We start from the raw sequence: 26,933 nt of genomic DNA on the forward strand, positions 1-26,933 counted from the left end.
TCGTTTGTCCGCTGGCACAGGCACTGCCAGTCAAAACCGCTGGACTTCTACGCTGATAAAAGAGGTAGGCGTGGCTTGCGGCCAAGTCAATTATGCCAGCCCCGCTGGCGGTCACGGGCGCGCAATCCTATGCCGGCGCCTGCTTGGAGCGGCGGCGCTGGACGCTTGAGGGGATACGCATCGATTCCCGGTATTTTGCGACCGTTCGCCGGGCGATATCGATCCCGGCCTCCTTGAGCACGTCGACAATCGTATCATCGGACAAAACACTATTGGCAGGCTCCGCGTCGATCAATTGCTTGATGCGATGGCGAACGGCTTCAGCCGAATGAGCCTCCCCGCCTTCCGAAGACGCAATCGACGAGGTGAAGAAGTATTTGAGTTCAAAGACGCCGCGCGGCGTCCCCAGATATTTGTTCGATGTGACGCGCGAAACGGTCGATTCGTGCATGCCGATGGCTTCGGCGACTGTGCGCAGATTGAGCGGCCGCAGATGGGCGACGCCATGGGCAAGAAAACTGTCCTGCTGGCGCACCAGTTCGATCCCGACCTTCAGAATCGTGCGCGCCCGCTGGTCAAGGCTTTTGACCAGCCAGTTGGCATTCTGCAGACAATCATGCAGAAACACCTTGTCCTTGTCGCCGAGCTTGCTGCGGGTCACATGCGCATAATAGCTCTGGTTGAGCAGCACGCGCGGCAGGCTTTCGCTGTTGAGTTCCACAATCCACCCGCCATCCGGTCCCTTGCGCACCGTCAGATCAGGGACGACAGGCTCGATGATCGTATGGCCGAACGCAAGACCTGGCTTGGGGGTCAGCCGCTTGATCTCGCCCACCATATCGGCGAGGTCTTCGTCATCAACGCCGCATATTTTGCGCAATCCCGCATAATCATGGCGTGCGAGCAGGTCGAGATTGTCGACAAGTTTCTGCATGAGGGGATCGAGGCGATCGCGCTCGCGCAGCTGGATTGCCAGGCATTCGCGCAAATGGCGGGCGCCGATGCCCGGCGGGTCGAAACGATGGATGTGACTGAGAACCCGCTCGATATCCGCCATCGCTGCGCCGAGCCGATCGGCGACGTCCTCAAGCGAGGCAGTCAGATAGCCTGCCTCGTCGATGAGATCGATGAGGTACTGACCAATCAACTTGTCGGCGGGATCCTTGAGGGCGACGGCGAGCTGTTCTGCCAGATGTTCACCCAGCGTTCGCTCCCGCGCCACGAATGATTCAAGATTATAATCGCTGTCGCCGCCCGATCCGCCAACCCCGCTCCATGCACTTGCCGAAAGGCCGTCCGGCGTCTCGCCGCTGCGCTCCCTCGTGGCAGGCTCCGCCTCCGGGTAGAGATTGGCCTGATCCGTATCGAGGCGGGCGGCAATTGCCTCGCTGCTGGGTGTCGGATCGATTTCGCTCCAGTCACCTTCACGCGGGCCGTCATCACTGCCTGCGCCCTCATTCGTACCAGCGCTCTCCAGCGGCCCGTCATTGTCGCCTGTGCCCTCTTCGCGTTCCAGCAACGGGTTGCGCTCAAGCTCGGCCTCGACATAGGCCACGACATCGACATTCGACATCTGCAGCAGCTTGATTGCCTGCATCAGCTGCGGTGTCATGATCAGGGCCTGGCCCTGTCTCATTTCCAACCTGGCTGCGAGTGCCATGTGTAACCCGTGTCCTTGCTGGGCCGATGGCCGCTTACATGGTGAATTGTTCGCCGAGGTAGAAGCGCCTGACATCGGGGTGCGCGACGACCTCGTCGGGCGTGCCCTGCATCAGCACGCGCCCGGAATGAATGATATAGGCGCGGTCGATCAGCCCCAGTGTCTCGCGCACATTATGGTCGGTAATCAGCACGCCGATGCCGCGCGTGGTGAGATGGCGCACCAGAAGCTGAATATCACCGACAGCGATGGGATCGATCCCGGCAAACGGCTCATCAAGCAGCATGAAGGAGGGGCGCGTCGCCAGCGCCCGGGCGATTTCCGTGCGCCGGCGTTCCCCGCCGGACAGGGCGAGCGACGGGCTCTTGCGCAGATGACTTATGCGGAATTCCTCAAGCAGCGAGTTGAGCTCGTTTTCGCGTTTGCGGGCATTGGGCTCGACCACTTCGAGGACGGCCATGATGTTGTCCTCGACGCTCAACCCGCGGAAAATCGAGGCTTCCTGCGGCAGATAGCCGATGCCAAGGCGCGCGCGCTGATACATCGGCAGCTTGGTGATATCGTGGCCATCGAGCTGAATGAAGCCGGCATCAGCCGGGATAAGGCCGGTGATCATATAGAAGATCGTTGTCTTGCCGGCGCCATTGGGGCCAAGCAGCCCCACCGATTCGCCACGCCCCACCGCCAGGCTGGCACCCTGGACGACTTTCCGGTTTTTGAAGCTCTTCTCAACTCCCTCCGCCACCAGCCAGCTTTGCCCGTCTCGGGCGGCTGGCGGCTTGGATGAGCCGGCGATGGTCGGGCGCGGCGCTGCCGGCCCGGCCCGGTTTGCCGACAGCTTGGCGGAAGTTGATACTGCACTATCTGTCTTCAATATCGCCGGCGCACGCAATCTGGCCTTCGCAAGGCGCCCGAACAGGTCGACCTTGGCAACGCTCGACGTCACTCGTGCGAAAATCTGCTTCACTGCTGTCGAACACCCGGTTTCATGAGGTCGTTGAACGGTTCTGTTTGAACGCTCGGACGTAACGATGTCTCCATCGCATGCCACGTGCCGGCAGGCGAGCGCAATTTTCATGCCACAACAAGATTACCAGAATCTGCTCAGCGCCATTATGACGTCATTTATGCGAGTGATTCCGCCGGGGGCTCAGTTTTTGCGCTTGGCAGCGGGCGGTGGCGCCGCGCCTTGCGGTGGCTGAGCCGCAGGCTGGGCGCAGCCCGTCCCCGCACTCCCTTGGGGCGAGGACGAATCGCCAGGAACGAGGATGCTGCGCACCCGCGCGCCGGGAGCGCCCTCAACCTGGGCCTGATTGGTCCGCAGGTTGACGACCAGGCGCGGTCCCGTGACCACGTTCTGGCATTGGGTCAGGACAACATTACCGCTCAGGATGAGGGTCTCGCTGGCGCGTTCGTACACGGCGGCGTCGCCTGTTGCCTGCTGGTCACGCTGGACGAACAGGACTTTGCCGGTCATTTCAATTCGCCGCACGCTTTGGTTTGAATTGGCCGCTGCGGGCCTGCTGGTCGAGGTGTTGCTGGTCAGATCGGCATCGTAGAAAACTGTCATCGTGGAGGAGCGCACCGTCATATCGCCGCGCGCAGCTACCACATTGCCGCTGAAAACGGCTCGCTTGTCCTTGTCGAGAACTTCCAGGCGGTCAGCATCGATGGTGATGGGACCCGAGCCGCCGACCGCGTTGGATGTTGGCGCCGCCGGTGCTTGCCTGGGTTGGGCAAGCAATGGTCCGCCGTCCACAGCGAGCATAAATCCCGCTGCCATCAGCGCGCTCAAACAGGGCAGGCGCAAGGCTGTAATCAAGGTCACGGTCATGGGCTCTCTGGCGGCAGATGGAAGATGGTCTTCACCCGCCCGTCAAAGACGATGCGCTCACCACCGCTATGGACCTGCATGCGGTCGGCAAAGATGCGATTGTCGCCATTGCGCACCTCCACCGGCTCCTCGGACTCCATGGAGGAGGTTTTAGTGAGGACCGTCATGCTCCTGAGAAAAAGTTCATAGCCAAGCGTCGTGTTGACGCGCACATTTCCCTGCGCAATGAAGCGATTGGCCTCGCCGTCGAAAAAACCTTTGTCGGAAAGGATGCGGACTTCGTTGTTTCCGGCAAGTTCCATATGTGCATCAAGTCTATCGAGCTGAATTTTGCTCGGTGCGGCGATATCTTGACGCGCCCGCTCGGCAGACAGCGAGTAGCGGCGCCGGTTGGCATCATACCCCGTCAGATGGGGGTGCGCCATCTCGAGTGTCGATCCGTCAAGACGGACGGGAAGAAACGAAATCGATCCGAGGAATGAGCGGGCGGCACCAAGGCCGATAAAGGCGATGATGGCGATGCCGACAAGCGCCGGCAGCAGCCAGCGCAGGCGGCGCACCAGCCGGCTGTGGCGCGCGGCGGCGGCATAGCGTTCGCCTGAAATGATCGCGCTCATGTCCTGGAAAATTCCTGAAATCCATCCATATCATCTGCCTATGCCGCAAGAAGGTGATTTTTTGACGGCAAGCCGCACGGATCAGGAATGGGCGAAAATATCGCTCTCCGCCCAGCCAGCCAGATCGAGCGCCGCGCGCGCCGGCAGGAACGAAAAACAGGCCCGGGCAAGTTCGCTGCGCCCTTCGCGCTCCAGCATGGCGTCAAGTTTCTGGCGAAGCTCATGGAGGTGAAATACATCAGAGGCGGCATAGAGCTGTTGCGCCTCGCTTAAACTCGCCGCCCCCCAATCGGATGATTGCTGTTCCTTGGAAAGATCACGGGCAAGAAGTTCGCGCACCAGATCCTTGAGGCCGTGGCGATCAGTATAGGTGCGCACCAGGCGCGAGGCGATTTTGGTGCAGTAGACGGGCGTCGTCAGCACGCCGAAGGCATTGAGCAGCACGGCGATATCAAAACGCCCGAAATGGAACAGTTTTTCCACGTTCGGGTCAGCGAGCATGCGGCTCAGATGCGGAGCCGAAATCTGCCCCTTGGCGATGCGTACCAGATCGACCGTGCCATTGCCGTTTGTCAGCTGCACGAGACACAGCCGGTCGCGTCTCAGATCAAGTCCGCGCGTCTCGGTGTCGATGGCGACCACCGGACCTGATTGCCATCCCGCAGGCAAATCACCCTCATGCACGTCGATTTTCATGATATTTTCGCTCTCGCCCCGTTTTCATGCCCTATCAACACTTTCCGGGCGCGCATCGCAAGCGATCAATGTGGTCCTGATCGCCTCGAGATCATCAGCTTGCCGGCTGCTGCACTGCGAGGATTTGAGATTTGTGGTGCCCAGGAAAGGACTCGAACCTTCACGGTGTTACCCGCTGCTACCTGAAAGCAGTGCGTCTACCAATTCCGCCACCTGGGCCCTGATGCCTCGAATAGGGGTAAAGAGCCGGACTTGTCAACGCACATAGGCAGGCACCACGATGACCTGACCCTGGCACAAGCTTGTGCTGGACGGCACAAGCGCGGTCAGCTATGCGGCAGGGTATCATTTGTCAGCTGCATCGGCGACAACAGCGGGGAAGCGTGATGGCGGGACGAAATGAGCGCCTGGTGACCGTTTTCGGCGGATCGGGCTTTGTAGGGCGCCATGCGGTGCGCGCGCTGGCAAAGCGTGGCTATCGTATTCGTGTCGCCGTCCGCCGGCCTGACCTTGCCGGTCACCTGCAAACCATGGGCACGGTTGGCCAGATTCATGCGGTGCAGGCCAATCTTCGTTATCCCGAATCGGTGGCTGCTGCGCTCAAAGGGGCGGATGCCGCCGTCAATCTGGTCGGCATATTGGCGGAAACAGGGCGCCAGAGCTTTGCAGCCGTCCAGCGCGAGGGCGCGGCGACCATTGCCCGTTATTGCGCACAAAAGGATATCTCCTCGCTTGTCCAGCTTTCAGCCATCGGCGCTGATGACGATTCCTCCTCCGACTATGCCACCAGCAAGGCAGCCGGCGAGGCGGCAATTCTGTCTGCCGTGCCGGGCGCGGTGATCCTGCGTCCATCGATTGTTTTTGGCGCCGAGGACCGCTTTTTCAATCTCTTCGCCGGGCTGGCACAATTTGCTCCCGCCCTGCCGCTGATCGGCGGCGGTCATACCCGGTTCCAGCCGGTCTTTGTCGGCGATGTCGCCGAAGTGATTGCGCGCGCCGTTGACGGGCAGGCGCGGCCAGGCTGCATCTACGAATTGGGCGGGCCGGATATCTGCAGCTTCCGTGCCTTGCTGGAAGTGATGATGCAGGAAATCGGCCGCCAGCGCCTGCTCGTTCCACTGCCCTTCGCTCTTGCCCGGCTCATCGCGCTTTTCCTGCAGATGCTACCCAAACCTTTTTTGACGGTTGACCAGGTACGGCTTCTCGAAAAAGACAACATTGTAGGTGAAGCCGCTCATGCCGAGGGCCGCACGATCGAGGGTCTTGGTATCGCCCCGACCGCGATGGCGGCGGTTCTTCCTTCCTATTTGTGGCGCTATCGCAAGGGCGGACAGTTCGCTGCCATGCCGCGCTGACGGAATTCTGGTCAAATGACGGTGATACTCCATCAGGGGATGCTTGACCCTGCCTCGCGTTTTGTTCGCCTTTGTCTGGGCGAATGTGGCGTGCGTTTCGATGCCGTGTATGAAAATGTTGAAGAGCGCCGCCCTGATTTCCTGCGCCTCAACCCGGCCGGGCATGTGCCGGTTATGGTCGACGAGGAGCGCGCCATCATCGGCGCAACGCCGATTGCCGAATATCTCGACGAGACGCGCGGCAGCGAGCTTGGCTCGCGCCGTCTGTTGCCGGCTGATGCGGTCGCCCGCGCCGAGGTGCGTCGGCTGGTTGAATGGTTCTCGCTCAAATTCCATGATGAGGTGAGCCACCTCATCGTCCACGAGAAGCTCACCAAGCGCTCCTACAAGGGCGGCAAGAGCGCGCCCGACATGGGGCTGATACGCGCCGCCCGCGCCAATATCCGCTATCACCTCAAATATATCGGCTTCCTCATGAATACGCGCAGTTTTCTGGCGGGCGAATGGCTGTCGATTGCGGATCTGGCGGCGGCGGCGCATCTTTCATCCGTCGATTATTTCGGGGATGTGCCGTGGGACGAGGACAACGCCGCCAAGACCTGGTACGCGCGCATGAAGTCGCGGCCGAGCTTCCGTCCGCTGCTGAGCGAGGAACTGCCGGGGTTGCCGCCGGCGGCGCATTACGCCGATCTCGACTTCTGAGCGCGCCGCCTGACTGGCGTGCCGCCCTCGGTACGCTTGCTGGCGCGCAGGGTTTTGATGCAGCAGGCGTCTGCACGCCGCAATCCATTGCTGCTGCCGGACCGGGCCTCGACGAATACCTGGCCAAGGGCTTTCAAGCCGGCATGACATGGATGGAGGGCCGCGCTGAGGAGCGCCGGGCGCCGCCTCTTCTGTGGCCGGCGGTGCGTTCCATCATCGTCGTCGGCGTGGCCGCCCCCCCCGACCATGATCCGATCGCAGCCCTCGATGAACGGCACCGCGGCCTGATCGCCACCTACGCCCAGGGACAGGATTATCATGACGTCATCAAGCCCCGGCTGAAGGTTCTGGCGCGCGCCCTGCTTGCGGCGGCGGGCGAGGGTGAGGCCAAGGTCTTCGTCGATACGGCACCCGTGATGGAAAAGCCGCTCGCCGCCGCTGCCGGTCTTGGCTGGCAGGGCAAGCATACGGTGCTCGTGTCGCGCCGCGCCGGCTCGTGGCTGCTGCTTGGTGTTATCTACACCACGCTTGAAATCACCCCGGATGAGCCACATGCACCCCGATGCGGCACGTGCAGCCGCTGTCTGGATATCTGCCCGACGCAGGCCTTTCCCGCCCCTCACAAACTCGATGCCCGGCGCTGCCTTGCGTATCTGTCAATCGAGCACAAGGGCCCCATTCCCCATGAGTTTCGCGGGCCCATGGGCAATCGTATTTTCGGCTGCGATGATTGTCTCGCGGTCTGCCCGTGGAACCGCTTTGCCGGCGCTGCCCGCGACCAGCGCCTGAGCGCCCGGCGTGATATTGCGCTTCGCCCCCTCGCGGAGTTGTTGCGCCTCGATGATTTGGCCTTTCGCACCCTGTTTGCCAGAACACCGGTCAAACGTACCGGACGAGACCGTTTTCTGCGCAATTGCCTGATTGCCGCCGGCAATTCCGCGAATGGAACACTTGCCGACCCGATCGCCGATTGCCTCGACGATCCCTCGCCGCTGGTGCGTGGTGCCGCCGTCTGGGCTCTGGGGAAACTGGACCATGCACGCCTGCGCAGGATGGCGGCAAAACGACAGGGCGAGGTTGATGACGATGTCGGCCATGAATGGCAGCTGGCGCTGGGTGAGGCACGGGAATGAACGCCTGCCTGATCATCGGCATGGGCTATAGCGCGGCGGCGATCACCCGCTCGCTTGTCGGCGAGATGCCGGTGAGCGCTACCATTCGACGCCGGGAAAATTACCATAAAGTCGAAACGCTGGGCGCCCGGCCGATCTTGTTTGATGGCGAGAGCGTAAGCGCGGAACTCGCTGATGCCCTCGCCACGACGACACACCTGCTCATCAGCGCCCCGCCGGGCGCGAGCGGCGATCCGCTGCTCCTGCGCCATCGCCCTGATGTGCTGGCCGCACCCCGCCTGGGCTGGATCGGCTATCTGTCAACAGTGGGCGTTTATGGCAATCATGACGGGAGATGGGTGGATGAAACGACAATGCCGCAGCCCAATTCCGCGCGTGCGCGCCAGCGTCTGGGCGCCGAAGCGGACTGGCAAAAGCTGGCGCAACAGCGTGGAACGCCGGTCCAGATCTTCCGTCTGGGCGGCATTTATGGTCCCGGCCGCAACACACTCGTGGCGCTTGCAGACGCCAGCCAGCGGCGCATCGTCAAACCCGGGCAGGTCTTCAATCGCATCCATGTCCAGGATATCGCCGGCATGGTGCTCGCCGGCATGGCCCATCCGCAGGCCGGGCCGGTTCTGAACGGTGTTGATGATGAACCGGCTGCCCCGCAGGATGTTGTCGTCTATGCCGCCGGGCTCATGGGCCGTGACCCGCCGCCGGCAATCACGCTTGACGAGGCTGACCTGTCACCGATGGGTCGGAGTTTTTATGCTGAGAACAAGCGCGTTTCCAATCGCGCGACCAAGGCGCAACTGGACTATCGCCTGCTCTATCCGACCTACCGGGAAGGGCTGGCGGCGCTGGCGGCGCAGCGCGACTGGGAGAAAAACCCGCCGCCTGACGCCTGAGATCACAGATCCTGCGTCATATGGTCGATGGCGGGGGTGAGGCTTTTGTCCTTGCTCATCGGACAGCTATCGCAACCAAGGCTCTGCGGATCGGCCTTGTAGAGACCAACCACCGGGCACAGCTGGGAAAGGGTGCTGCTGGACGACGGCTTCGTCGTCCGTGGCAGGCCAAGCCGATCCCAGGTCTCATCGAGCGCCAGCGCCAGATGACGGATATCAGCGCTGCTGTGGAGCGGCGTTGGCGTCAGGCGCAGGCGTTCGCTGCCACGCGGCACGGTTGGGTAGTTGATCGGCTGGACATAGATGCCGCAATCCTCCAGCAGCATGTCGCTTGCCGCCTTGCAGGCGCGCGGGTCACCAACCATGACCGGAACGATGTGACTGTCATTGGCGAGATGGGGGATGCCCTTGCGTTGCAGCGCCCAGCGCAGTTCGCTCACCCGCTCCTGCTGGAGATGGCGCTCGCCCGCGCTCGTTTTCAGATGGCGGATGGCGGCAATCGCGCCAGCGCAGACATGAGGAGGCAGGGCGGTGGTAAAGATAAATCCCGAGGCAAAGCTGCGCACATAATCGCACAGCGCGCGCGAGCCGGCGATATAACCACCCATGACGCCGAACGCCTTGCCAAGCGTTCCCTGGATGACGTCGAGGCGATGCATGACCCCCTCGCGCTCGGCAATGCCGCCGCCACGCTGTCCGTACATGCCAACCGCATGCACCTCGTCAAGATAGGTGAGCGCGCCATGGGCCTCGGCGACATCGCACAGGGCGCTGATCGGGGCGATATCGCCATCCATCGAATAGACGGATTCAAACATCACCAGCCTGGGGCGCGCCGGATCAAGTGCTGACAAACGGCGCTCAAGGTCAGCCGGGTCATTATGGGCAAAGATCTGCCGCTCGGCGCGCGAATGGCGCAACCCCTCGATCATCGAGGCGTGATTGCCGACATCCGACAACACGACGCAATCGGGCAGGTGCGCGGCAAGCGTTGAAATCGCCGCCCAGTTGGCGACGTAGCCTGACGTGAACACAAGGGCTGCTTCCTTGCCGTGGAGATCGGCAAGTTCGTGCTCAAGCACGACATGGGCGTGATTGGTGCCGCCGATATTGCGCGTGCCGCCCGCGCCGGCGCCGCTCGCCTCCAGCGCCGCTGTCATTGCTGCCAGCACCTGCGGGTGCTGGCCCATGCCGAGATAATCGTTCGAGCACCAGACAGTTACCGGTCGCGGGCCGTCGGCAGCGTGGTGGATGGCGCGTGGAAACGCGCCTGCCTGACGTTCAAGATCGGCAAACACGCGATAGCGTCCTTCATCGCGCAGATGATCGAGGCGATCGCGGAAAAACCTGTCGTAATCCATCGGTGCTCCGTCCGCTTTCAGTGCATCGCACTATTAGCAATAAATTGGGCAAACCGCTCATTGGGCGGGCGCGTGAATATGTCGCGCGGGGCGCCTTCGCATTCGATTCTGCCCTGATGCAGGAAAATCGCCCGGCTGGAAACCTCGCGGGCAAATTTCATCTCATGGGTGACCAGCAGCATCGTTCGTCCTTCCTCCGCCAAGGCGCGGATCACTCGCAGTACCTCACCGACGAGTTCAGGATCAAGCGCGGACGTCGGCTCGTCAAACAGCATGACGGCAGGGCGCATGGCAAGGGCGCGGGCAATCGCTGCGCGCTGTTGCTGGCCGCCGGAAAGATGGGCCGGGTAATGATCGCGCTTCTCGGCGATGCCTACTTTGGCAAGAAAGGCTTCCGCTTCCTCGATCGCCTCCGCCCGCGGGCGCTTCTGCACATGGATTGGGGCCTCGATAATGTTCTCAAGGATCGTCATATGGCTCCACAGATTGAAATTCTGGAACACCATGCCGAGGCTGGAGCGGATGCGGTCGATCTGTTGGCGATCAGCCGGCTCAACGCGCCCGCCGCGCTGCCTCATCTCGACCTTTTCACCGGCAACGATGACATCACCCGAATCGGGCGTTTCGAGGAAATTGATACAGCGCAGGAAGGTTGATTTTCCCGATCCCGAGGCGCCGATGATGGAGATGACATCGCCTTCATGTGCGGCAAGCGAAATACCTTTCAGCACTTCATTCGAGCCGAAACGTTTGCTGAGGTTGCGGGTTTCAACGGCAATGTCGGGCATGATCGTCACACGGCCTTGAGTTCGTTAAGGAGGGGGGTGGCTGGCGCCGGGCGCAGATGCGGCGACAACCAGTGTTCAAGCGCCTGGATGGCACGGGTGATGGCGAAGTTGAGGCTGAGATAAATGAGCCCGGCGACGAAAAAAACCTCGATATAGCGGTAAGTTTCCGACGCCACCTTGTAGGCAAGGCCCGAAATCTCGAAAATGGTGATGATGGAGGCAAGCGACGTTGATTTGATCATCAGGATCAGTTCATTCGAATAGCCCGGCAGAGCCTGGCGGATGGCAAGCGGTGCGACGATGCGCCGGAACATCACGAGCCGCGACATGCCAGCAGCCCGCGCCGCCTCGATCTGGCCAAAGGGCACCGATTGCAGGCCGCCGCGCACGATTTCACTCGCATAGGCGCCCGTATTGAGCGTCAGCGCCAGGATGGCGCACCAATAGGCCTCGCGCAGGAAAGGCCATAACAGGCTCTCACGTACCACCGAGAACTGCGCCAGCCCGTAATAGATAAGGTAAATCTGCACCAGCAGCGGTGTCCCACGGAACACGAAAACATAGGCACGCGCCGGCAATACCAGCAGCGGATGTCCCGACAGGCGCATGGCCGCCAACGCCAGCGCCAGAAACAGACCGATAAAGACCGATATGGCGGTGAGCTTCAGCGTCGTTGGCACGCCAGGCAGAATGGCGAGTAGCGTCGACCACAGGAAAGCGATATCCATCACGCTCTCCTCATGCCGCGCATCGCCCGCTTCTCGGCGCGCTCGAAAATCTGCCCCGAGACGATTGTGATGACGAGGTAGAGAATGGCTGCGGCCGAGAAAAACAGGAACGGCTCGCGCGTCGAGCGCCCGGCGACGTTTGACTGGCGCAATAATTCGACGAGGCCGGTGACCGTCACCAGTGCTGATTCCTTCAGGCAAAGCTGCCAGCAATTACCGAGCCCGGGAATGGCATAGCGCAGTACCTGCGGGCCGATGATGCGGCGGAACATCAGAAGGGGTGACATCCCGACCGCGCGCGCAGCCTCGATTTCGCCTTTCGACAACGCCAGGTAGGCGCCGCGCAGCACCTCCGCCTGATAACCACCATTGCACACACCAAGCGCCAGCGCGCCGATGGCGAAGGCCGGCACCGAGACAAAACCGCTGGTGCCCAGCACATGACTGCTCACATAGGTGAGGACCAGCGAGCCGCCAAAATAGAAAAGATAGATGACGAGGAGATCGGGTACCCCGCGCAGGATCGTCGTATAGGCGTCAGCGCACAGGCGCGCCACCAGGCTGCGGCTGAGCTTCGCCCAGGCGGCAAGCGTGCCGATCATCAGGCCGATGATGGCGCCACAGGTGGCGACCGCCAGCGTCATGCCGGCGGCGATCAGCAATTGAAGGCCCCAACCCTTGGGGCCGAAGCCGAGCAAATCGTACCACGCCATCAGCACATGATCCGGATCGGGTCAGGGAGGCGGGGCATCATTGATGCCCCGCATCGTAACGTCAGCTTTGTGGCGAGATATCAAGCTTGAACCATTTCACCGCGAGCGCCTTGAGGCTGCCATCGGCGATCATGTCGCCGATTGCCTTGTCGAACATTGCTTTCAGCTCCGGATCGGCCTTGCGCAGACCAACTCCAACCCCGCTGCCGAGCAATCCGCCACCGAAGCTCGGGCCGGCAACCTGAAGGTTCTTGAAGTCCGGCTTTTCGATGGTCGCATTCAGCGCCAGGATCGACACGAAGATGGCGTCAAGGCGGCCATTGGCCAGATCAAGGTCATGCTCTTCGGTGGTCTTGTATTCCTTGATGGTGACGGCATCCTTGAAATATTTGTCGAGGAACTGGGAGTTGATGGTCGACACCTGGACGCCAACCGTCTTGCCCTTGAGGAGCTTTTTCATCTCCTCCATCGCCTTGAGCGCATCAGCCTCGCTGGTGGTGAGATTAAGCCGCGCGCCTAGCCCTGGAAGCGCCGCAAGCGGCCCGCCCCTGGCGACCCCGAACACCTGCCCGCCGGTGCCATAGACGCGCGAGAAATTGATCGTCTCGAGACGTTTTTCGGTGATGTTCATGCCCGCCATGATGGCGTCATACTTGCCGGCCTGAAGGGCTGGAATGATGCCGTCCCAATCCTGGGCAATGATATTGCATTCGACCTTCATGCGCTTGCACAGCTCATTGCCCAGATCAATTTCGAAGCCCGCGAGCTTGCCTCCTGCTTCCGTGAAGTTCCATGGCGCGTAGGCGCCTTCGGTGGCAATCGTGACCTTGGTCCAGGTTTTTCCCTGGGTGAAGGCGACCGTATAGGTGGCGACAAGGCCGAGCGCGGCCAGCGTCAGCGGTTTCAGCATGTTCATTGTGACGACCTCCATTTTTGCACGCGGGCAGGTCTGCGTGGTGCCCGCCCGCCTGCGCCTGCCCACAAGCTAGCAGAAAGAATGGAGGGACAGGCAAGGGCGTTTTTTCATCGTTTTCAAACTTTGCGCTGAAAGGACGGCGCGCGCAGCATCAGGCAGAGGATTTCAAACGCCATCTGCGCGGCCGCGTGCGCGGTGTTGGTGGTGGCGTCATATTGCGGTGCAACCTCCACAACATCGCCCGCGACAATATCAAGTCCGACAAGGCCGCGCAGGATTTCAATCACTTCGCGCGGGCTGAACCCACCCACTTCCGGCGTTCCCGTGCCGGGCGCGAAGCCGGGATCGAGCGAATCGACATCGAAAGTCAGATACGTCGGCCCCGAGCCGGCAATTTCGCGGGCTTTGGCGATGACCGCCGGCAGCCCCATCGCCACCACCTCATGCATCTCGATCATCGTCATGCCGCTCTCGTGGGAAAACTCCCACAGCCAGCCGGCACCACCGCGGATGCCGATCTGGATGGTCCGGTCGGGATCAAGGACGCCTTCGAGGACTGCCTGACGAAACGGGCCCCCATGATGGAACTTGGTCCCTTCATACTCGCCTGATGTGTCGGCATGAGCGTCAATGTGGATGAGACCGAGCGGGCGCTTGGCACCCAGAGCCTTCAGAATGGGCAGGGAGATGGAATGATCTCCGCCGATCGCCAGTGGCCGGATGTCATGCCCGGCAAGCCTAGAAAAAAAAGTCTCAATGTCACTGTGGCAGTCGGCAAGCGAAAAGCGCGAGCGCATCGGCACATCGCCGATATCGGCGATCACGGCCTCGCCGAGCGGTGCCATCTTGAGGGCTGGCTCATAGGCGCCGATGCGCTCGATTCCTCTGACCGCTCGTGGCCCGAGGCGCGCGCCGGCCCGGTTCGTGACACCCAGATCCATCGGCACGCCGATGAGCGCGATATCAACGTCCGTGATATTGGACGCCTCGTCATTGCTGGCGCGCAGGGGAGCCGCCAGAAAGGTGGCCGGATCGGCAAAGGGCCATTTACGCTTGTCGCCATCCTTGAACTGGGCCTGCGCGATGGCGGCGAAATGCGGGTCGAACATGTCTCCGCCCTTGGCCGTCAGATAGCGCTCGCGCAGGCGCTTGAGCTTATCGATGTCCATCTTGCCACCTCTTTCTGCGCTGGCCAGTGAAGCCTGGCGAGGCTGCGCTTGGCGAATCAGCGATATCATGCCTCTTCGACAGGACGATGATCGATATGAAAGCACTTTTCAGGCGCGGCGTAAGCAGGAACCGGGTCGGGGGCACAGCCGGTCCGCCGCCGCGTGCAACCCTGCTGCGTGTTGATCTGGGCGGGCAGGACTGTGTGGTGACACTGCGCCGCAGCCTGCGCTCACGTCGCCTCACCTTGCGCCTCTCCAACGCCACCGGCGCGGTCACCGTCACCGCGCCACCTCAACTGCGGCTGTCGGCGATCACGGCGTTTATCGATCGCCATCGCCCGTGGATCGTGGAGCGGCTGACGCGCCAGCCGCAGCGTCTGCGGTTCACTGACGGGGCAGTGGTCCCTCTCAGAGGCATACCGCACCGCTTGCGCGAAAGCGGAGATTATCGCGGGCGGGTGCAGGTGGAGGAGGGCGAGTATCCCTGCCTCGTCATTCCCGGCGACACCCCCCATGTCGAGCGCCGCCTGGTCGATTTCCTGAAAGCCGAAGCGCGGCGCGATCTGGAGCGGGCGGTCGCGACCTACACGGCGCTGACCGGCACGAGCGCGGCCCGGCTTGTCCTGCGTGACGGCTCAAGCCGCTGGGGATCATGCGCGGCCAATGGGGCTCTGTCGTTTTCATGGCGCCTTATTCTGGCGCCGCCTCTTGTTCTTGATTATGTCGCAGCACACGAGGTGGCACATTTAAAGCACATGAATCACGGGCCGAACTTCTGGCGCCTGCTCAACGAGATATGTCCGGGCACCGCGGCCGCCAAGGCGTGGATGAGCGCCAATGGCGCGAGCCTCCATGCCTATGGCCCGCCACCTGGACCACGCCGGGCAGTGCCGCCGGCCTAACCGCCAAACAGACAGCGCAGGAAATCGGCGTTGATCTGGCAGGGTGCGGCCGTCGGGCGCCCGGCGCTGCGTGGTGGGTTTTGGCGCTCGTTCCTGCCCAGCAGGATCTCATCAATCGAGTGCGGGGCTGGCTGATCAGGCTCGCGCAGGGGCTGTCCGGCGCCTGGCAGCGAGATCGCCGGCAGGCCGCGATGGGCAAGCCCCATCACCCGGCTCCAGATGGCGGTCGGCAGGCCACCGCCTGACGCGCGTTTGGTCGGCGTTCCATCATCATTGCCAAGCCATACCCCGGTGACCATCTGCGCTGAATAGCCGACAAACCAGGCGTCACGAAAATCCTGGCTGGTGCCCGTTTTGCCGGCAACCGGCCAGCCCGGCACGCGGGCATTGCGTGCCGTGCCGATATCGACCGCCCGCGCCAGCATGTCGTTCATCTGGGCGATCTGCTCGGGCCGGATGACGCGCTTTCCCGCATCCCCCAGATGATCAAACAGCACGCGGCCCTTGGCGGTGCGGATCGATTTCACAACATAGGCCGGCACCGCAAAGCCACCATTGGCAAAGGCCGCATAGGCACGCGTCAGCTCAAGCACGCTGACATCCGAGGTGCCAAGCGCCAGCGAGGGATTGGCCTGGAGAGACGAGGCGATGCCGAGCCGCTGGGCGGTGCGCACCACATTGGCCGGGCCAGCTTCAACGCCAAGCCGGACGGCAACTGTGTTGAGCGACAGCGCCAGCGCATCGCGCAAGCTCACCGGCCCGCGATAATCGCGGCTGTAGTTTTCAGGCGACCAGCCCTTGATCGTGATCGGCGCGTCCTCGCGCGCCGTGTCGGGCGTGAGGCCTCTCTCAAGCGCGGTCAGATAAACAAAGGGCTTGAAAGCGGAGCCCGGTTGGCGCCTGGCGACCACCGCCCGATTATAGGGGCTTTCGCTATAGGTCTTGCCGCCGACGAGCGCACGGACCGCGCCGTTGACATCGATGCTCACCACCGCCCCCTGGCTCACCTGATAGCGCCCGCCGTCCTTGTCGAGCGTCTCGCGCAACGCCTTTTCTGCCTCGCGCTGGAGATTAGCGTCAATCGTCGTCTCAACCACGATATCGCTGTCGATCGTGCCAATCAGCGTCGGCAGCAGATCCATCACCCAGTCGGCGGCATAATTGATCGAGGAGCCGGCCGCGTCAGCCGGCTTGACGCTCGGGCGCCCGGCGCCGGCGATCCTGGCGTCGTTGTCGCTGATGTAACGCTCTTCCACCATGGAGTTGAGCACGGTTTTGGCTCGTGCGATCGCCAGTTTGGGATTGCGCGAGGGCGCATAGCGCGAGGGCGCCCGCAGAAGGCCGGCAAGGATTGCGGCTTCCTGCAGGTTCACCGCCCGCGCCGATTTGCCGAAATAGCGCTGCGAGGCGGCTTCGACGCCGTAGGCGCCGGCGCCCAGATAGACGCGGTTGAGATACATCTCGATGATCTCATTTTTTGAAAACCGCGCCTCAAGCCACAGAGCCAGGATCATTTCCTGAATTTTGCGCCCGAAGGTCCGCTCGCTGGTGAGGAAGATGTTCTTGGCAAGCTGCTGGGTGAGCGTCGAGCCACCCTCCGAGACGCCGCGACCGAGCAGGTTGCGCACGGCGGCCCTGGCAATGCCGAGCGGATCAATCCCCAGATGGCTGTAGAAGCGGCGATCCTCGATGGCGATGACCGCACGCGGCAGATGTTTGGGCAATTCGGCAAGCTTGACCGCCGCCCCCATGGCGCCACGGTCAACCAGCACGTCGCCGGACGTGCCGACAATCGAGATATTGGGCGGGCGCTCAGGCACTTCGAGTTCCGACATCGCCGGTAGATGCGCAGCATACCATCCAACCACCCCTGCGACGGCCAGCCCGCCCCACAGGCTGACGACGAAACCCCAGTAGACAAGGCGGCCGAAAAAGGACCGTTTGTGCTTTTTCTTTGAACCCTTGGCGCCGCGCCGCGCCGCTGGATTGCGCCGTTTTGTTTTGCTGGCGCTGCGCTCGGGTGGCTCGCCATCATCGGTATCCCAGGCGGGTGCCGCAGGACGTCCGCGCGCGGGCTGCGACACACGATCATCAGGGCTGACCCGCAGATCATCCCGCTCGTCCCTGAACACAGGTTCGCGCCGATTCTGTGCCTTGCCGCGCGCCATCGCCATCCCGCATCACTCGGCCGGGCGGGCCGAACTCGTGAGGCCATTATAAAAGCGTGGCTTTAAGGCGGCGTTAAGGTTGCGCGCTTCTACAGCCCGTCAAAGAGCGTGGTTGACAGGTAGCGCTCGGCGAAGGAGGGGATGATGACAAGAATACGCTTGCCCTTGTTCTCCGCTCGCCCCGCCAGTTCAAGCGCTGCTGCGACCGCCGCACCTGACGAGATGCCGCCGGGGATACCCTCGACGCGCGCCAGCCTGCGGGCGGTGTCGAAGGCCGTCTGGTTACCGATGCGCATCACTTCATCGATGACAGAGCGATCGAGAATATCAGGTATGAACCCCGCGCCGATGCCCTGGATCTTGTGGGGGCCGGGGCGCCGCCGGAGAGAACGGGCGAATCTTCCGGTTCGATCGCCACCACTTTGAGCCCGGGCAAACGGGGTTTCAGCACCTGGCCGACGCCGGTGATGGTGCCGCCCGTGCCAACGCCCGAGACGAAGAAATCGAGCTTGCCGCCGGTATCGTTCCAGATTTCCTCAGCCGTCGTGCGCCGGTGGATCGCCGGATTGGCGAGGTTCTTGAATTGCTGGGGAATGAGGGAATGGGGAATGCTGCGCTGTAATTCTTCCGCCCGCGCCACCGCCCCCTTCATGCCGAGCGGGCCGGGAGTAAGATCAAGCTCGGCACCGAGGAGCGCCAGCATCTTGCGCCGCTCAATCGACATTGTCTCCGGCATCACCAGAATAAGCCGAAGGCCACGCGCGGCCGCCACGAAGGCCAGCGCGATACCGGTATTGCCGGAGGTTGGTTCGATCAGAACAGTGTCGGGCTTGATCAAGCCTTCTTCCATCAGCGTATCGATCATCGACACGCCGATGCGGTCCTTGACGCTTGCCAGCGGGTTGAAGAATTCGAGCTTGGCGAGAATTTCTCCCCCGACATTGGCCTGCGCCATCAGCCTCTCCAGGCGGACGACCGGCGTATCGCCGATGGTCTGCGTGATCGAGCTGTAAATGCGCCCGCGACCGGGCTTATGGCCCGGCGGTGTGGCGTTTGGATCGGACATGATCGTGCTCCCTGAAAACCCGGACGCGAGCGGCGCCGGCGCCTTTGTGTTGCCGCAAGGGAGCACTGGCGGTGGCAGCCGTCAACGAGGAGAAATGATTTTCCAAATTTTGTCTGTCAGATAGAAAAATCCCCGGCATTAACTTCGGCCTTGAGGGTGGATCGTTCCAGGACATCGTCGATTGATATGTCGCTGAGGAGCGATTTGAGCCGCTGGTCGGCGGCCTCGACAACTGAACCCACAAGCCGGGCTGCCAGACCATCGGGCGGCAGAATGTCGTTGTCGGGGTGTTTGTAGACGGCTTCGAGAATGGCGGAGATCGGCAGGCGCCGGCGCTCGACCGCAAGCTCATAACCGCCTTTCGGGCCGCGTTGACCGCGAATGATGCCGGCCCGGGTGAGATCCTGCAGGATCGATTCAAAGTGACGGGGGGGCAGCTGATAGCGCTGCGATAACTCGCGTGCCGACACCCGGTTTGCCCGGGCATGCAGCGCGATATCGCAAATGGCCAGCAGCGCCAGGATGACGCGCCGCGACAACACCATTACGACAAACCCGTCGAGCCGTAGCCACCTGCGCCGCGATCCGTCTCGTCGAGCGTATCGACGAGGGCGAGATCAAGACGGGTGACGGGTGCAATCACCAGCTGGGCGATGCGTTCACCGCGGGCGATCATGACAGTTTCAGAACCATGATTAATCAGGATCACACTGACTTCTCCTCGATAATCGGCATCAATCGTCCCCGGTGAATTCAACACCGTGATGCCGTGCCGCAGAGCCAACCCCGATCTTGGACGCACTTGACCTTCAAAACCCGGCGGAATGGCGAAAATGAGACCGGTCGGGATGAGAATGCGGCAGGATGGTGACAGAGTGAGAGGGGAAGCCCCGTCAATGGCTGCGCGCAGATCCATTCCCGCCGCATCGCGCGTCTCGTAACGCGGCAGGGCCAACCCTTCGCCATGCGGCAGAACACGGATTTTTATCGACGAGACCGGCATGATCAATGCGCGGCGAAATAATCGCCGATGCGCGAAATGAGGCGGCGCGCCACCTCCTCCTTTGCAAGTTTCGGCCAGGATTCGACGCCACCGGTGTCGATGATATGAACGGTGTTGAGATCACCCCCCATGACCCCGCTCGCCGGCGTCACGTCATTGGCGACAATCCAGTCGCAGCCCTTGCGCACGCGCTTTGTCTTGGCGTGAGCCACCACCTCTTCGGTTTCGGCCGCAAAACCGATAACAAGGCGCGGACGATCCTTGCGCCGTTTGGCAATGGCGGCGAGGATGTCGGGGTTTTCAACCAGCGCCAATGTCGGTCCACGCGCGCCCGGCACTTTCTTGATCTTCTGCCCGGCGGTCGCAGCGGTGCGCCAGTCGGCGACAGCCGCCGCCGCGATAAACACCTGAGCCGGCAGAGCCAGTTCGACCGCGTTCAGCATGTCGCGTGCCGATTCGACCTGCACCACCTCCACGCCGGCAGGCGGGGCAAGCTGAACCGGTCCGCTGATCAGCGTCACCTCGGCACCAACCGCCGCCGCCGCCCGCGCGATCGCATAGCCCTGCTTTCCCGAGGAGCGGTTGGCGATATAGCGCACCGGATCAATCGGCTCATGTGTCGGTCCTGATGTGATGACCACCCGCACGCCCTGCAGTGCATTACTGGTGAGCGCCGGCAGGCTTTCGCTGCGCAGTGGCTTGGGCACCGGGACAGTCGTGCTGGTTGCCGCCATAGCCGGCCGCGCGGTGACGCCCGCGAGTGCCGCTGCGATTGCCTGCAGGATGTCAGTGGGCTCAGCCATCCGCCCGGGTCCATATTCGCCACAGGCCATCGGTCCCTCATCAGGGCCAACGAACAGAACGCCGTCGGCAATGAGTTGCACGAGATTGCGCTGGGTGGCGGCATGGGTCCACATCCGCACATTCATCGCTGGCGCCATCAAGACCGCCTTGTCGGTCGCCAGCAGCGTTGTCGAGGCCAGATCATTGGCAAGGCCGCCGGCGAGTTTGGCCATGAGATCTGCTGTGGCGGGCGCCACGACGACGAGATCGGCGGCGCGGGACAATTCGATATGCCCCATCTCCGCTTCGGCGGTCAGATCAAACAGATCGGTGAATACTCTTGCCTCGCACAGAGCGCTCACCGAAAGGGGGGTCACGAAATGCTGGCCGGCGCTGGTCAGAATGGCGTGGACACTCGCCTCGGCCTTGCGCAGCAGGCGAATGAGTTCGAGCGATTTGTAGGCAGCGATCCCGCCACCGATGATGAGAAGAATACGTTTGTGTTTCAGCATGCCTAACCCGTTCAAACGATGGCAAGCTTACCATTGAATGAGCGAATGCGAGAGCCCTGCGCGGTGTAAAAGCTGTTCACCGGGCAGACAGGAAAAAGGGGCGGTTTTGGCCGCCCCTTTTCCATATCGTTTGCAAGAAGCGCTTATTTGTCGCCCTTGTCGCCACGCTGGCGCAGTGCCGCTCCGAGAATGTCACCAAGCGAGGCCCCCGAATCAGCCGAGCCATACTGGGCAATCGCCTCTTTCTCTTCCGCCATCTCAAGAGCCTTGATCGACACCTGCACCTTGCGGGCGCGACGGTCGAGGAGCGTGATGCGCGCATCAACCTTCTCGCCGACCGCGAAGCGCTCGGGGCGCTGGTCGGCCCGGTCGCGCGCCAGTTCGGAGCGGCGGATGAAGGCGGTGAGATCGGAGCCGGTGATCTTCACCTCAAGCCCGTTTTCCTTCACCTCGATGACCTCGCACGTCACCACCGAGCCCTTCTTCATGTCACCCGCCTGGGGCTCGCTGAAGGGGTCGCCGGACACTTGCTTGACGCCAAGCGAGATACGCTCCTTCTCGACATCGACATCAAGAACGACGGCCGTCACCATCTGCCCGCGCTGGTATTCGTCGAGCACCTGCTCGCCCGGCCGGTTCCAGTCGAGATCGGAGAGATGGACCATGCCGTCAACCTCGCCATCAAGACCGATGAAGAGACCGAACTCGGTCTTGTTCTTGACCTCGCCCTCAACGGTCGAACCAACGGGATGTTTCGAGACGAAGGCATCCCACGGATTGTCGAGCGTCTGCTTGAGGCCAAGCGAGATGCGCCGCTTCACCGAATCGACTTCGAGCACCATCACTTCGACTTCCTGCGAAGTCGACAGGATCTTGCCGGGATGAACGTTCTTCTTGACCCACGACATTTCCGAAACATGGATCAGGCCTTCAATGCCCGGCTCAAGCTCAACGAACGCACCGTAATCGGTGATGTTGGTGACCCGGCCCGAGAATTTGGCGTCGATCGGATATTTCGCTTCGATCCCGTCCCACGGATCCGAAAGGAGCTGCTTCATGCCAAGCGAGATACGGTGCGTCTCGGGATTGACCTTGATCACCTGCACCTTGACCTGCTGGCCAATCGACAGCACTTCGGAGGGGTGGTTGACGCGCCGCCAGGCGATGTCGGTGACATGCAGCAGGCCGTCAATGCCGCCAAGGTCGACGAAGGCACCGTAATCGGTGATGTTCTTCACCACACCATCAATGATCTGGCCTTCGCTCAGATTGGCAACCAGTTCGGCGCGCGCATCCGCTCGTGTCTCTTCGAGAACGGTACGCCGTGACACGACGATGTTGCCACGACGGCGATCCATTTTCAGGATCTGGAAGGGCTGAGGCGCATGCATCAGCGGGCCGATGTCACGCACCGGGCGGATATCGACCTGGCTGCGCGGCAGGAAGGCCACCGCGCCGTCAAGATCAACCGTATAGCCACCTTTGACGGTATTGAAGATGCTGCCGCTGACCTTCTCATTGGCCTTGAAGGCGCGCTCCAGCCTGATCCAGCTTTCCTCGCGCCGCGCCTTGTCACGCGACAGGACGGCTTCGCCCAGCGCATTCTCGACGCGCTCGAGATAAACCTCGACCTCTTCGCCAACCACCGGCGCGGTGCGGCCAGGACCGGTGAATTCTTTCAGGGCAACCCGGCCTTCGGTCTTGAGGCCGATATCGATAACGACGAGATCCTTCTCGATGGCAACCACACGGCCCTTGATGACCGTGCCTTCCATCATGTTGTCGTCGTTGAAACTTTGCTCGAGCAGCGCGGCGAAATCATCGCGCGTCGGGGTCGTCATCGCGGCTTGCGCGTTCATCAGGTCTCCATAGGGCCTCTTCTCGAGGGCCGGCGCCGGGGGTGAGTGTTTCAGGGCAATGAAGACCCGGCGGTGTTCCCCGTTTCCAGGGAACAAGGCGCACGTGTCAGCGTGCGCAAACGGCGCGAGGCCGCCAGACCCTCATTGTTCAACAGTGAATTTGCCGCAAAAGCAGAGCAGGCTTCAAAGAAGCGCAGAACCCTGCAAGTCAACTTCAGCGCCAGGTGTGGATTGTAGCCAGAGCTACCCTTGCGCTAAATTTGCGCTGCCGTCGACAATATCGATGGCTGCTTGCAACGCCGCTTCTATATCCAATTTGGTCGTATCGAGCAATACCGCGTCGCTGGCCATCACGAGCGGTGCGCTGCTGCGTGCGCCATCCCGCGCGTCACGGCGCTGGATATCGGCCAGCACGGCCTCGTAGCTCGGACCTGCCCCCGTCGCCGCGAATTCGCGAGCACGACGGCGCGCCCGCTCCTCCGCACTGGCGGTCACAAACAGCTTGCAATCGGCATGCGGGCAGACGACGGAGCCGATATCACGCCCGTCAAGGACGGCGCCCGGCGCCCGGCGCGCAAAATCCCTCTGCAACTCCAGCAGTGCCTGGCGCACGGCCGGGTAGGCGGCGATGATGGAGGCACCCTCGCCGAGTTCGGCCGTCCGCAGGCGCGTTGCATCAAGATCGGCAATGTCGAGATCGCACGCGGCTCTGTGCGCCGCTTCCCTGTCATCGAGGTGCGCGCCATCAGCCATCAGACGTGCCGCCACACCGCGATAGAGAAGACCGGTGTCAAGATGATGAAAACGGTAATGGGTGGCGAGTTTCCGCCCCAGCGTGCCCTTGCCGGAGGCTGCCGGCCCGTCAATGGCGATAATCACTGTATCCGCGCTCCCAACTCCCGCATCAAGGGCATGAATTGCGGAAAACTGGTGGCAATTGTAGCACTATCATCGACTGTGACACCGGCTTCGCTCGCCAGCCCCATCACCAGAAACGACATCGCAAGCCGGTGATCAAGATGGGTTTCAACCACCCCGCCGCCTGGCACCCGCCCGCCTTCGACGATGAGATCATCGCCCTCGATGGCATAGCTGACACCGTTTGCCCTGAGCCCCGCAGCGACGGCCGCCAAGCGGTCTGATTCCTTGGCGCGCAATTCGGCGAGCCCGCGCATGATGGTTGTGCCCGAGGCGAACGCCGCCGCTACCGCCAGAATCGGATATTCATCGATCATGCTGGGCGCGCGCTCAGCCGGTACCTCAACGCCGGCAAGCCCGCTTGCCGAGACGATGAGATCACCCACTTCCTCGCCTCCCTCAAGCCGCCGGTTCTCGATCACGATATCGCCGCCCATCTCGCGCAGCGTCGTCAAAAGCCCGGTGCGTGTCGGGTTCATCATCACGTTGAGCAGCCGGATCTGCGAGCCAGGCACGATGAGGGCTGCGACCAGCGGGAAAGCGGCGGAAGAGGGATCCGCCGGCACCGCGACCTTCTGCCCGACGAGGTCGGCCTCGCCGTCGAGTTCGATTTTTCGCCCCTGCGCCCCGTAGGGCTCGATCCGGAGCCGCGCGCCAAAGCCTGTGAGCATGCGCTCGGTATGGTCGCGCGTGGCTTCTTTCTCAATCACCGTCGTCGTTCCCGGCGCGTTAAGGCCGGCAAGCAGGACAGCCGATTTCACCTGCGCCGAGGGCACCGGCACCTCATACGTGATCGCTATCGCGTCCCGTGCTCCTTGCAGCGTCAGCGGAAAACGGTGCCCGGCAGCAGACGAGACGACCCGCGCGCCCATGCGCTCAAGGGGAAGGATAACCCTTTGCATCGGCCGCCGGCACAGCGAGGCATCGCCGTCAAAGCGCGCGGTAATGCCGTGGCCGCCGATAACACCCATCATCAGGCGCGCTCCCGTACCGGAATTGCCGAAATCAAGCGCGTGACGCGGCTCAAGCAGCGCGCCGACGCCCACCCCGTCAACCTGCCATTCACCGGGAGCGTTCTGTCTGACGGTGGCGCCAAGCGCAGCACACGCCCTGGCGGTTGCCAGCACGTCCTCACCTTCGAGAAGCCCGGTGATCTCGCTTCGCCCTCGCGCCAGCAATCCCAGCATGAGCGAGCGATGCGAGATCGACTTGTCGCCGGGAACCTTAACAGTGCCACTGAGCGCTGGCGAGCAATCGGCGCGGGCGGAACGGGTGGGAGCGGAAGAGGTCACGAATGTTGTCCTTGGTGTCACGAAATGGCAGGCGGCGTGCTCCTAACACGGGTCGCGGTGCGCGTCATCGTCCCGACATCGGCTCCAGACGTTTTGACAAGCGCGATTGAATAGCTTAAAGGCCGCGTCCTTCCCGTCACAGCTGCCTGAAACGGCGCCTGAATCTCGAGGCCTTGGACCGTGGTAAAACCCGAACTCGGTACAAAACGTGTCTGCCCGGTCACCGGGCGGAAATTTTACGATCTCGGCAAGGATCCGGTCGTCTCGCCCTATACGGGCATTTCCTATCCGCGATCGCAGTTCGAAGTGGTAAAAAATCAGATCGCCGCGAAATCGGCGCCTGCCGAAGTCGAGGCTGATGATGAATTGCCCACCGAGGCGGACAAGGTCGAGGTGATCAGCCTCGATGAAGCCGAGCAGGAGCAGGCCGATGCGGGCGGCAAAGTGGCCGTGAGCATCGACGATGATGTCGAGATCGAGGATGATGGTGTCGAGGATGACACGTTACTTGAGGAAGACGAAGATGAGAATACGGATGTCGCCGATCTGATTGATGGCGACATCGAGCCTGAGGAAGAAGTTTAACCCGACCAGCCCGCCGCGCACTTGATCGTCGGTGGACCTGTCGTTAGTGTTCGCGCGTTCACCCCGCCACGCTCCCAAGAGTGGCGGGACATCTGATGGGGCCATAGCTCAGCTGGGAGAGCGCCTGCGTGGCACGCAGGAGGTCAGCGGTTCGATCCCGCTTGGCTCCACCATCCCTCTGTTTTGTCAATCAGGCTGGTTCGTTGATGAAGTGATGTTGGCGGGCACGCATTTGCCTGACGGGGCGCGGCTGGCGACGAAGCGGTGCTTGTCACTCACACCGGCTTGGCGCTGGCGGTCATCAGACGGTTAGAAGCCGCAGCACCGCGACCGCGACGCTGAGTGCGGTCATCGCTGATACCGCAAAAATCCACAGCCCGTCCTTGCTGTCATTGATCTCGATCATTCGACACCTCGGTGCTCATCATCGCAAAGATGTTCGAACATGGTTAAATTTGTATGAATCGCTACTGGAATCGGCCGTCACAGGCTGATGGTGTCGGGGCTTGCAGAAATCTTGTCCCAACACGATTTCGGGGCAGCATCGTCATCAGGCTGTTGCCCTTGCGTCATGACCGCGTCATTCTAGGCCGTCACAGAATAAAAATAACCGGAGGAGGGTGATATGGCCTTGTTTCATCGCAGAGGATTGGCCGCGCTGGTGCTGACGCTGGCATTGACCGGATCAGCGCACGCGCAGCAGAAAGTATCGATCGACTTCTGGCACGGCCTGCCGCAACCGCTGGGCGGTCTGCTGGAGCAGGTGGTGGCCGGCTTTAATGCTTCACAAGCGCAATACGAGATCAAGCCCTCCTTCCGTGGCTCCTATCCCGAGACGATGGTCTCCTCGATCGCTGCTTTCCGCGCCGGCAATGCCCCGCACATCGTCCAGATGTTCGAGGTTGGCACCGCCACCATGATGGCGGCACGCGGCGCGGTGAAGCCGGTGCATGAGCTGCTTGCCGAAGCCGGCGTGGCGCTCGACACCAATGATTATCTGCCAGCCATCCGCGGCTATTACTCGACCACGGACGGGAAGCTGATGTCGATGCCGTTCAATTCATCGACCTCGATCATGTTTTATAACAAGGAGGCCTTCCGCAAGGCTGGCCTCGACCCCGAAAAGGCTCCCGCTACATGGGCAGAGCTTCGCGCCGCCGCCAAGAAGATCAAGGAAAGCGGCGCATCGGCCTGCGCTTTCACCTCGTCATGGCCGACCTGGACCCAGATCGAGCAGGTTGGCGCCATCCACAATGTCGGTGTTGCCAGCAAAGCCAATGGCT

General features: G+C 62.0%; 25 protein-coding genes, 2 tRNA genes and 1 pseudogene. 8 read left to right on the plus strand and 20 right to left on the minus strand.

Annotated features, from left to right (window positions below; genetic code table 11):
* Positions 1-127: 127 nt before the first annotated feature.
* From rpoN to ACINK1_RS12145, 6 genes are all read right to left on the minus strand, one after another.
* A complete protein-coding gene (gene rpoN / locus ACINK1_RS12120; RefSeq protein ID WP_376801975.1) occupies positions 128-1,660 on the minus strand; it encodes an RNA polymerase factor sigma-54 in 1,533 nt (510 codons plus the stop codon).
* Between the two features lie 34 nt (positions 1,661-1,694).
* Positions 1,695-2,456, minus strand: a complete 762-nt coding sequence (lptB, locus tag ACINK1_RS12125; RefSeq protein ID WP_376802070.1) for an LPS export ABC transporter ATP-binding protein — start codon at positions 2,454-2,456, stop codon at positions 1,695-1,697.
* Positions 2,457-2,810: 354 nt separating this feature from the next.
* Positions 2,811-3,494 (minus strand): LptA/OstA family protein, encoded by a 684-nt coding sequence (locus tag ACINK1_RS12130; protein ID WP_376801976.1) that lies wholly within the window; start codon positions 3,492-3,494, stop codon positions 2,811-2,813.
* Positions 3,491-4,111 carry an LPS export ABC transporter periplasmic protein LptC gene (lptC, locus tag ACINK1_RS12135; protein ID WP_376801977.1) on the minus strand — a complete coding sequence of 207 codons (621 nt, stop codon included), beginning with the start codon at positions 4,109-4,111 and terminating at the stop codon, positions 3,491-3,493. The genes ACINK1_RS12130 and lptC overlap by 4 nt, the downstream gene beginning before the upstream one ends.
* Before the next feature lie 81 nt (positions 4,112-4,192).
* Positions 4,193-4,807, minus strand: coding sequence for a ribonuclease D (locus tag ACINK1_RS12140; RefSeq protein WP_376801978.1), 615 nt, complete (start codon positions 4,805-4,807; stop codon positions 4,193-4,195).
* Between the two features lie 134 nt (positions 4,808-4,941).
* Positions 4,942-5,026, minus strand: a tRNA-Leu gene (locus ACINK1_RS12145).
* 167 nt (positions 5,027-5,193) lie between these two features.
* On the opposite strand from ACINK1_RS12145, the gene ACINK1_RS12150 reads away from it, so the two are divergent.
* The 4 genes from ACINK1_RS12150 to ACINK1_RS12165 are packed head-to-tail and all read left to right on the plus strand — an operon-like array spanning position 5,194 to position 8,887.
* Positions 5,194-6,162 (plus strand): complex I NDUFA9 subunit family protein, encoded by a 969-nt coding sequence (locus ACINK1_RS12150; RefSeq protein ID WP_376801979.1) that lies wholly within the window; start codon positions 5,194-5,196, stop codon positions 6,160-6,162.
* A gap of 15 nt (positions 6,163-6,177) precedes the next feature.
* A complete protein-coding gene (locus tag ACINK1_RS12155) occupies positions 6,178-6,864 on the plus strand; it encodes a glutathione S-transferase family protein (RefSeq protein WP_376801980.1) in 687 nt (228 codons plus the stop codon).
* Positions 6,861-7,997 (plus strand): tRNA epoxyqueuosine(34) reductase QueG, encoded by a 1,137-nt coding sequence (queG, locus tag ACINK1_RS12160; RefSeq protein ID WP_376802071.1) that lies wholly within the window; start codon positions 6,861-6,863, stop codon positions 7,995-7,997. The genes ACINK1_RS12155 and queG overlap by 4 nt, the downstream gene beginning before the upstream one ends.
* Positions 7,994-8,887, plus strand: a complete 894-nt coding sequence (locus ACINK1_RS12165) for an SDR family oxidoreductase (RefSeq protein ID WP_376801981.1) — start codon at positions 7,994-7,996, stop codon at positions 8,885-8,887. Before queG ends, ACINK1_RS12165 begins: the two co-directional genes overlap by 4 nt.
* 2 nt (positions 8,888-8,889) lie before the next feature.
* On the opposite strand, the gene hemA is transcribed toward ACINK1_RS12165, so the two are convergent.
* The 6 genes from hemA to speB all read right to left on the minus strand — a co-directional run bounded on the left by hemA (position 8,890) and on the right by speB (position 14,562).
* On the minus strand, positions 8,890-10,248 hold the full coding sequence (hemA, locus tag ACINK1_RS12170; RefSeq protein WP_376801982.1) for a 5-aminolevulinate synthase: 1,359 nt from the start codon (positions 10,246-10,248) through the stop codon (positions 8,890-8,892).
* Positions 10,249-10,265: 17 nt separating this feature from the next.
* Positions 10,266-11,036: an ABC transporter ATP-binding protein gene (locus tag ACINK1_RS12175; protein WP_376801983.1), complete on the minus strand. Its 771-nt coding sequence runs from the start codon at positions 11,034-11,036 to the stop codon at positions 10,266-10,268.
* A 5-nt stretch (positions 11,037-11,041) separates the two neighbouring features.
* A complete protein-coding gene (locus ACINK1_RS12180) occupies positions 11,042-11,764 on the minus strand; it encodes an ABC transporter permease (RefSeq protein WP_376801984.1) in 723 nt (240 codons plus the stop codon).
* Complete coding sequence (locus tag ACINK1_RS12185; protein WP_376801985.1) at positions 11,764-12,477, minus strand: ABC transporter permease; 714 nt, start codon at positions 12,475-12,477, stop codon at positions 11,764-11,766. The genes ACINK1_RS12180 and ACINK1_RS12185 overlap by 1 nt, the downstream gene beginning before the upstream one ends.
* 61 nt (positions 12,478-12,538) lie before the next feature.
* Entirely contained in the window at positions 12,539-13,393 is an 855-nt protein-coding gene (locus ACINK1_RS12190; protein ID WP_376801986.1) for a transporter substrate-binding domain-containing protein, read from the minus strand.
* Positions 13,394-13,509: 116 nt separating this feature from the next.
* Positions 13,510-14,562 carry an agmatinase gene (gene speB, locus ACINK1_RS12195; protein WP_376801987.1) on the minus strand — a complete coding sequence of 351 codons (1,053 nt, stop codon included), beginning with the start codon at positions 14,560-14,562 and terminating at the stop codon, positions 13,510-13,512.
* 95 nt (positions 14,563-14,657) lie between these two features.
* On the opposite strand from speB, the gene ACINK1_RS12200 reads away from it, so the two are divergent.
* Entirely contained in the window at positions 14,658-15,464 is an 807-nt protein-coding gene (locus ACINK1_RS12200; protein WP_376803095.1) for a M48 family metallopeptidase, read from the plus strand.
* Here ACINK1_RS12200 and ACINK1_RS12205 read toward each other — a convergent pair.
* The 8 genes and pseudogenes from ACINK1_RS12205 to aroA form a co-directional block, all read right to left on the minus strand.
* Positions 15,461-17,638: a transglycosylase domain-containing protein gene (locus ACINK1_RS12205; RefSeq protein ID WP_376801989.1), complete on the minus strand. Its 2,178-nt coding sequence runs from the start codon at positions 17,636-17,638 to the stop codon at positions 15,461-15,463. The genes ACINK1_RS12200 and ACINK1_RS12205 overlap by 4 nt on opposite strands.
* Before the next feature lie 83 nt (positions 17,639-17,721).
* A pseudogene (gene cysK / locus ACINK1_RS12210) lies at positions 17,722-18,698 on the minus strand (cysteine synthase A).
* Between the two features lie 116 nt (positions 18,699-18,814).
* Positions 18,815-19,243 (minus strand): Rrf2 family transcriptional regulator, encoded by a 429-nt coding sequence (locus tag ACINK1_RS12215; protein WP_376801990.1) that lies wholly within the window; start codon positions 19,241-19,243, stop codon positions 18,815-18,817.
* Positions 19,243-19,701 (minus strand): dUTP diphosphatase, encoded by a 459-nt coding sequence (gene dut, locus ACINK1_RS12220; protein WP_376801991.1) that lies wholly within the window; start codon positions 19,699-19,701, stop codon positions 19,243-19,245. The genes ACINK1_RS12215 and dut overlap by 1 nt, the downstream gene beginning before the upstream one ends.
* 2 nt (positions 19,702-19,703) lie before the next feature.
* Complete coding sequence (locus ACINK1_RS12225; protein WP_376801992.1) at positions 19,704-20,996, minus strand: phosphopantothenate--cysteine ligase family flavoprotein; 1,293 nt, start codon at positions 20,994-20,996, stop codon at positions 19,704-19,706.
* Between the two features lie 143 nt (positions 20,997-21,139).
* Positions 21,140-22,855: a 30S ribosomal protein S1 gene (gene rpsA / locus ACINK1_RS12230; protein WP_376801993.1), complete on the minus strand. Its 1,716-nt coding sequence runs from the start codon at positions 22,853-22,855 to the stop codon at positions 21,140-21,142.
* Positions 22,856-23,098: 243 nt separating this feature from the next.
* Positions 23,099-23,734, minus strand: coding sequence for a (d)CMP kinase (gene cmk / locus ACINK1_RS12235; protein WP_376801994.1), 636 nt, complete (start codon positions 23,732-23,734; stop codon positions 23,099-23,101).
* The gene (gene aroA, locus ACINK1_RS12240; protein WP_376801995.1) at positions 23,731-25,065 is read right to left on the minus strand and encodes a 3-phosphoshikimate 1-carboxyvinyltransferase; all 1,335 of its coding nucleotides are present in this window, start codon (positions 25,063-25,065) and stop codon (positions 23,731-23,733) included. Before aroA ends, cmk begins: the two co-directional genes overlap by 4 nt.
* 180 nt (positions 25,066-25,245) lie before the next feature.
* On the opposite strand from aroA, the gene ACINK1_RS12245 reads away from it, so the two are divergent.
* The 3 genes from ACINK1_RS12245 to ACINK1_RS12255 form a co-directional block, all read left to right on the plus strand.
* Positions 25,246-25,650 (plus strand): TIGR02300 family protein, encoded by a 405-nt coding sequence (locus ACINK1_RS12245; protein WP_395760141.1) that lies wholly within the window; start codon positions 25,246-25,248, stop codon positions 25,648-25,650.
* 97 nt (positions 25,651-25,747) lie between these two features.
* Positions 25,748-25,823: transfer RNA gene (locus ACINK1_RS12250), tRNA-Ala, on the plus strand.
* A 452-nt stretch (positions 25,824-26,275) separates the two neighbouring features.
* A partial coding sequence (locus tag ACINK1_RS12255) for an extracellular solute-binding protein (RefSeq protein WP_395760142.1) occupies positions 26,276-26,933 on the plus strand: 658 nt, incomplete at its 3' end.

It is taken from the genome of Raskinella chloraquaticus (SeqCode), from assembly GCF_021731865.1.
Lineage (GTDB): Bacteria > Pseudomonadota > Alphaproteobacteria > Rhizobiales > UBA4765 > Raskinella > Raskinella chloraquaticus.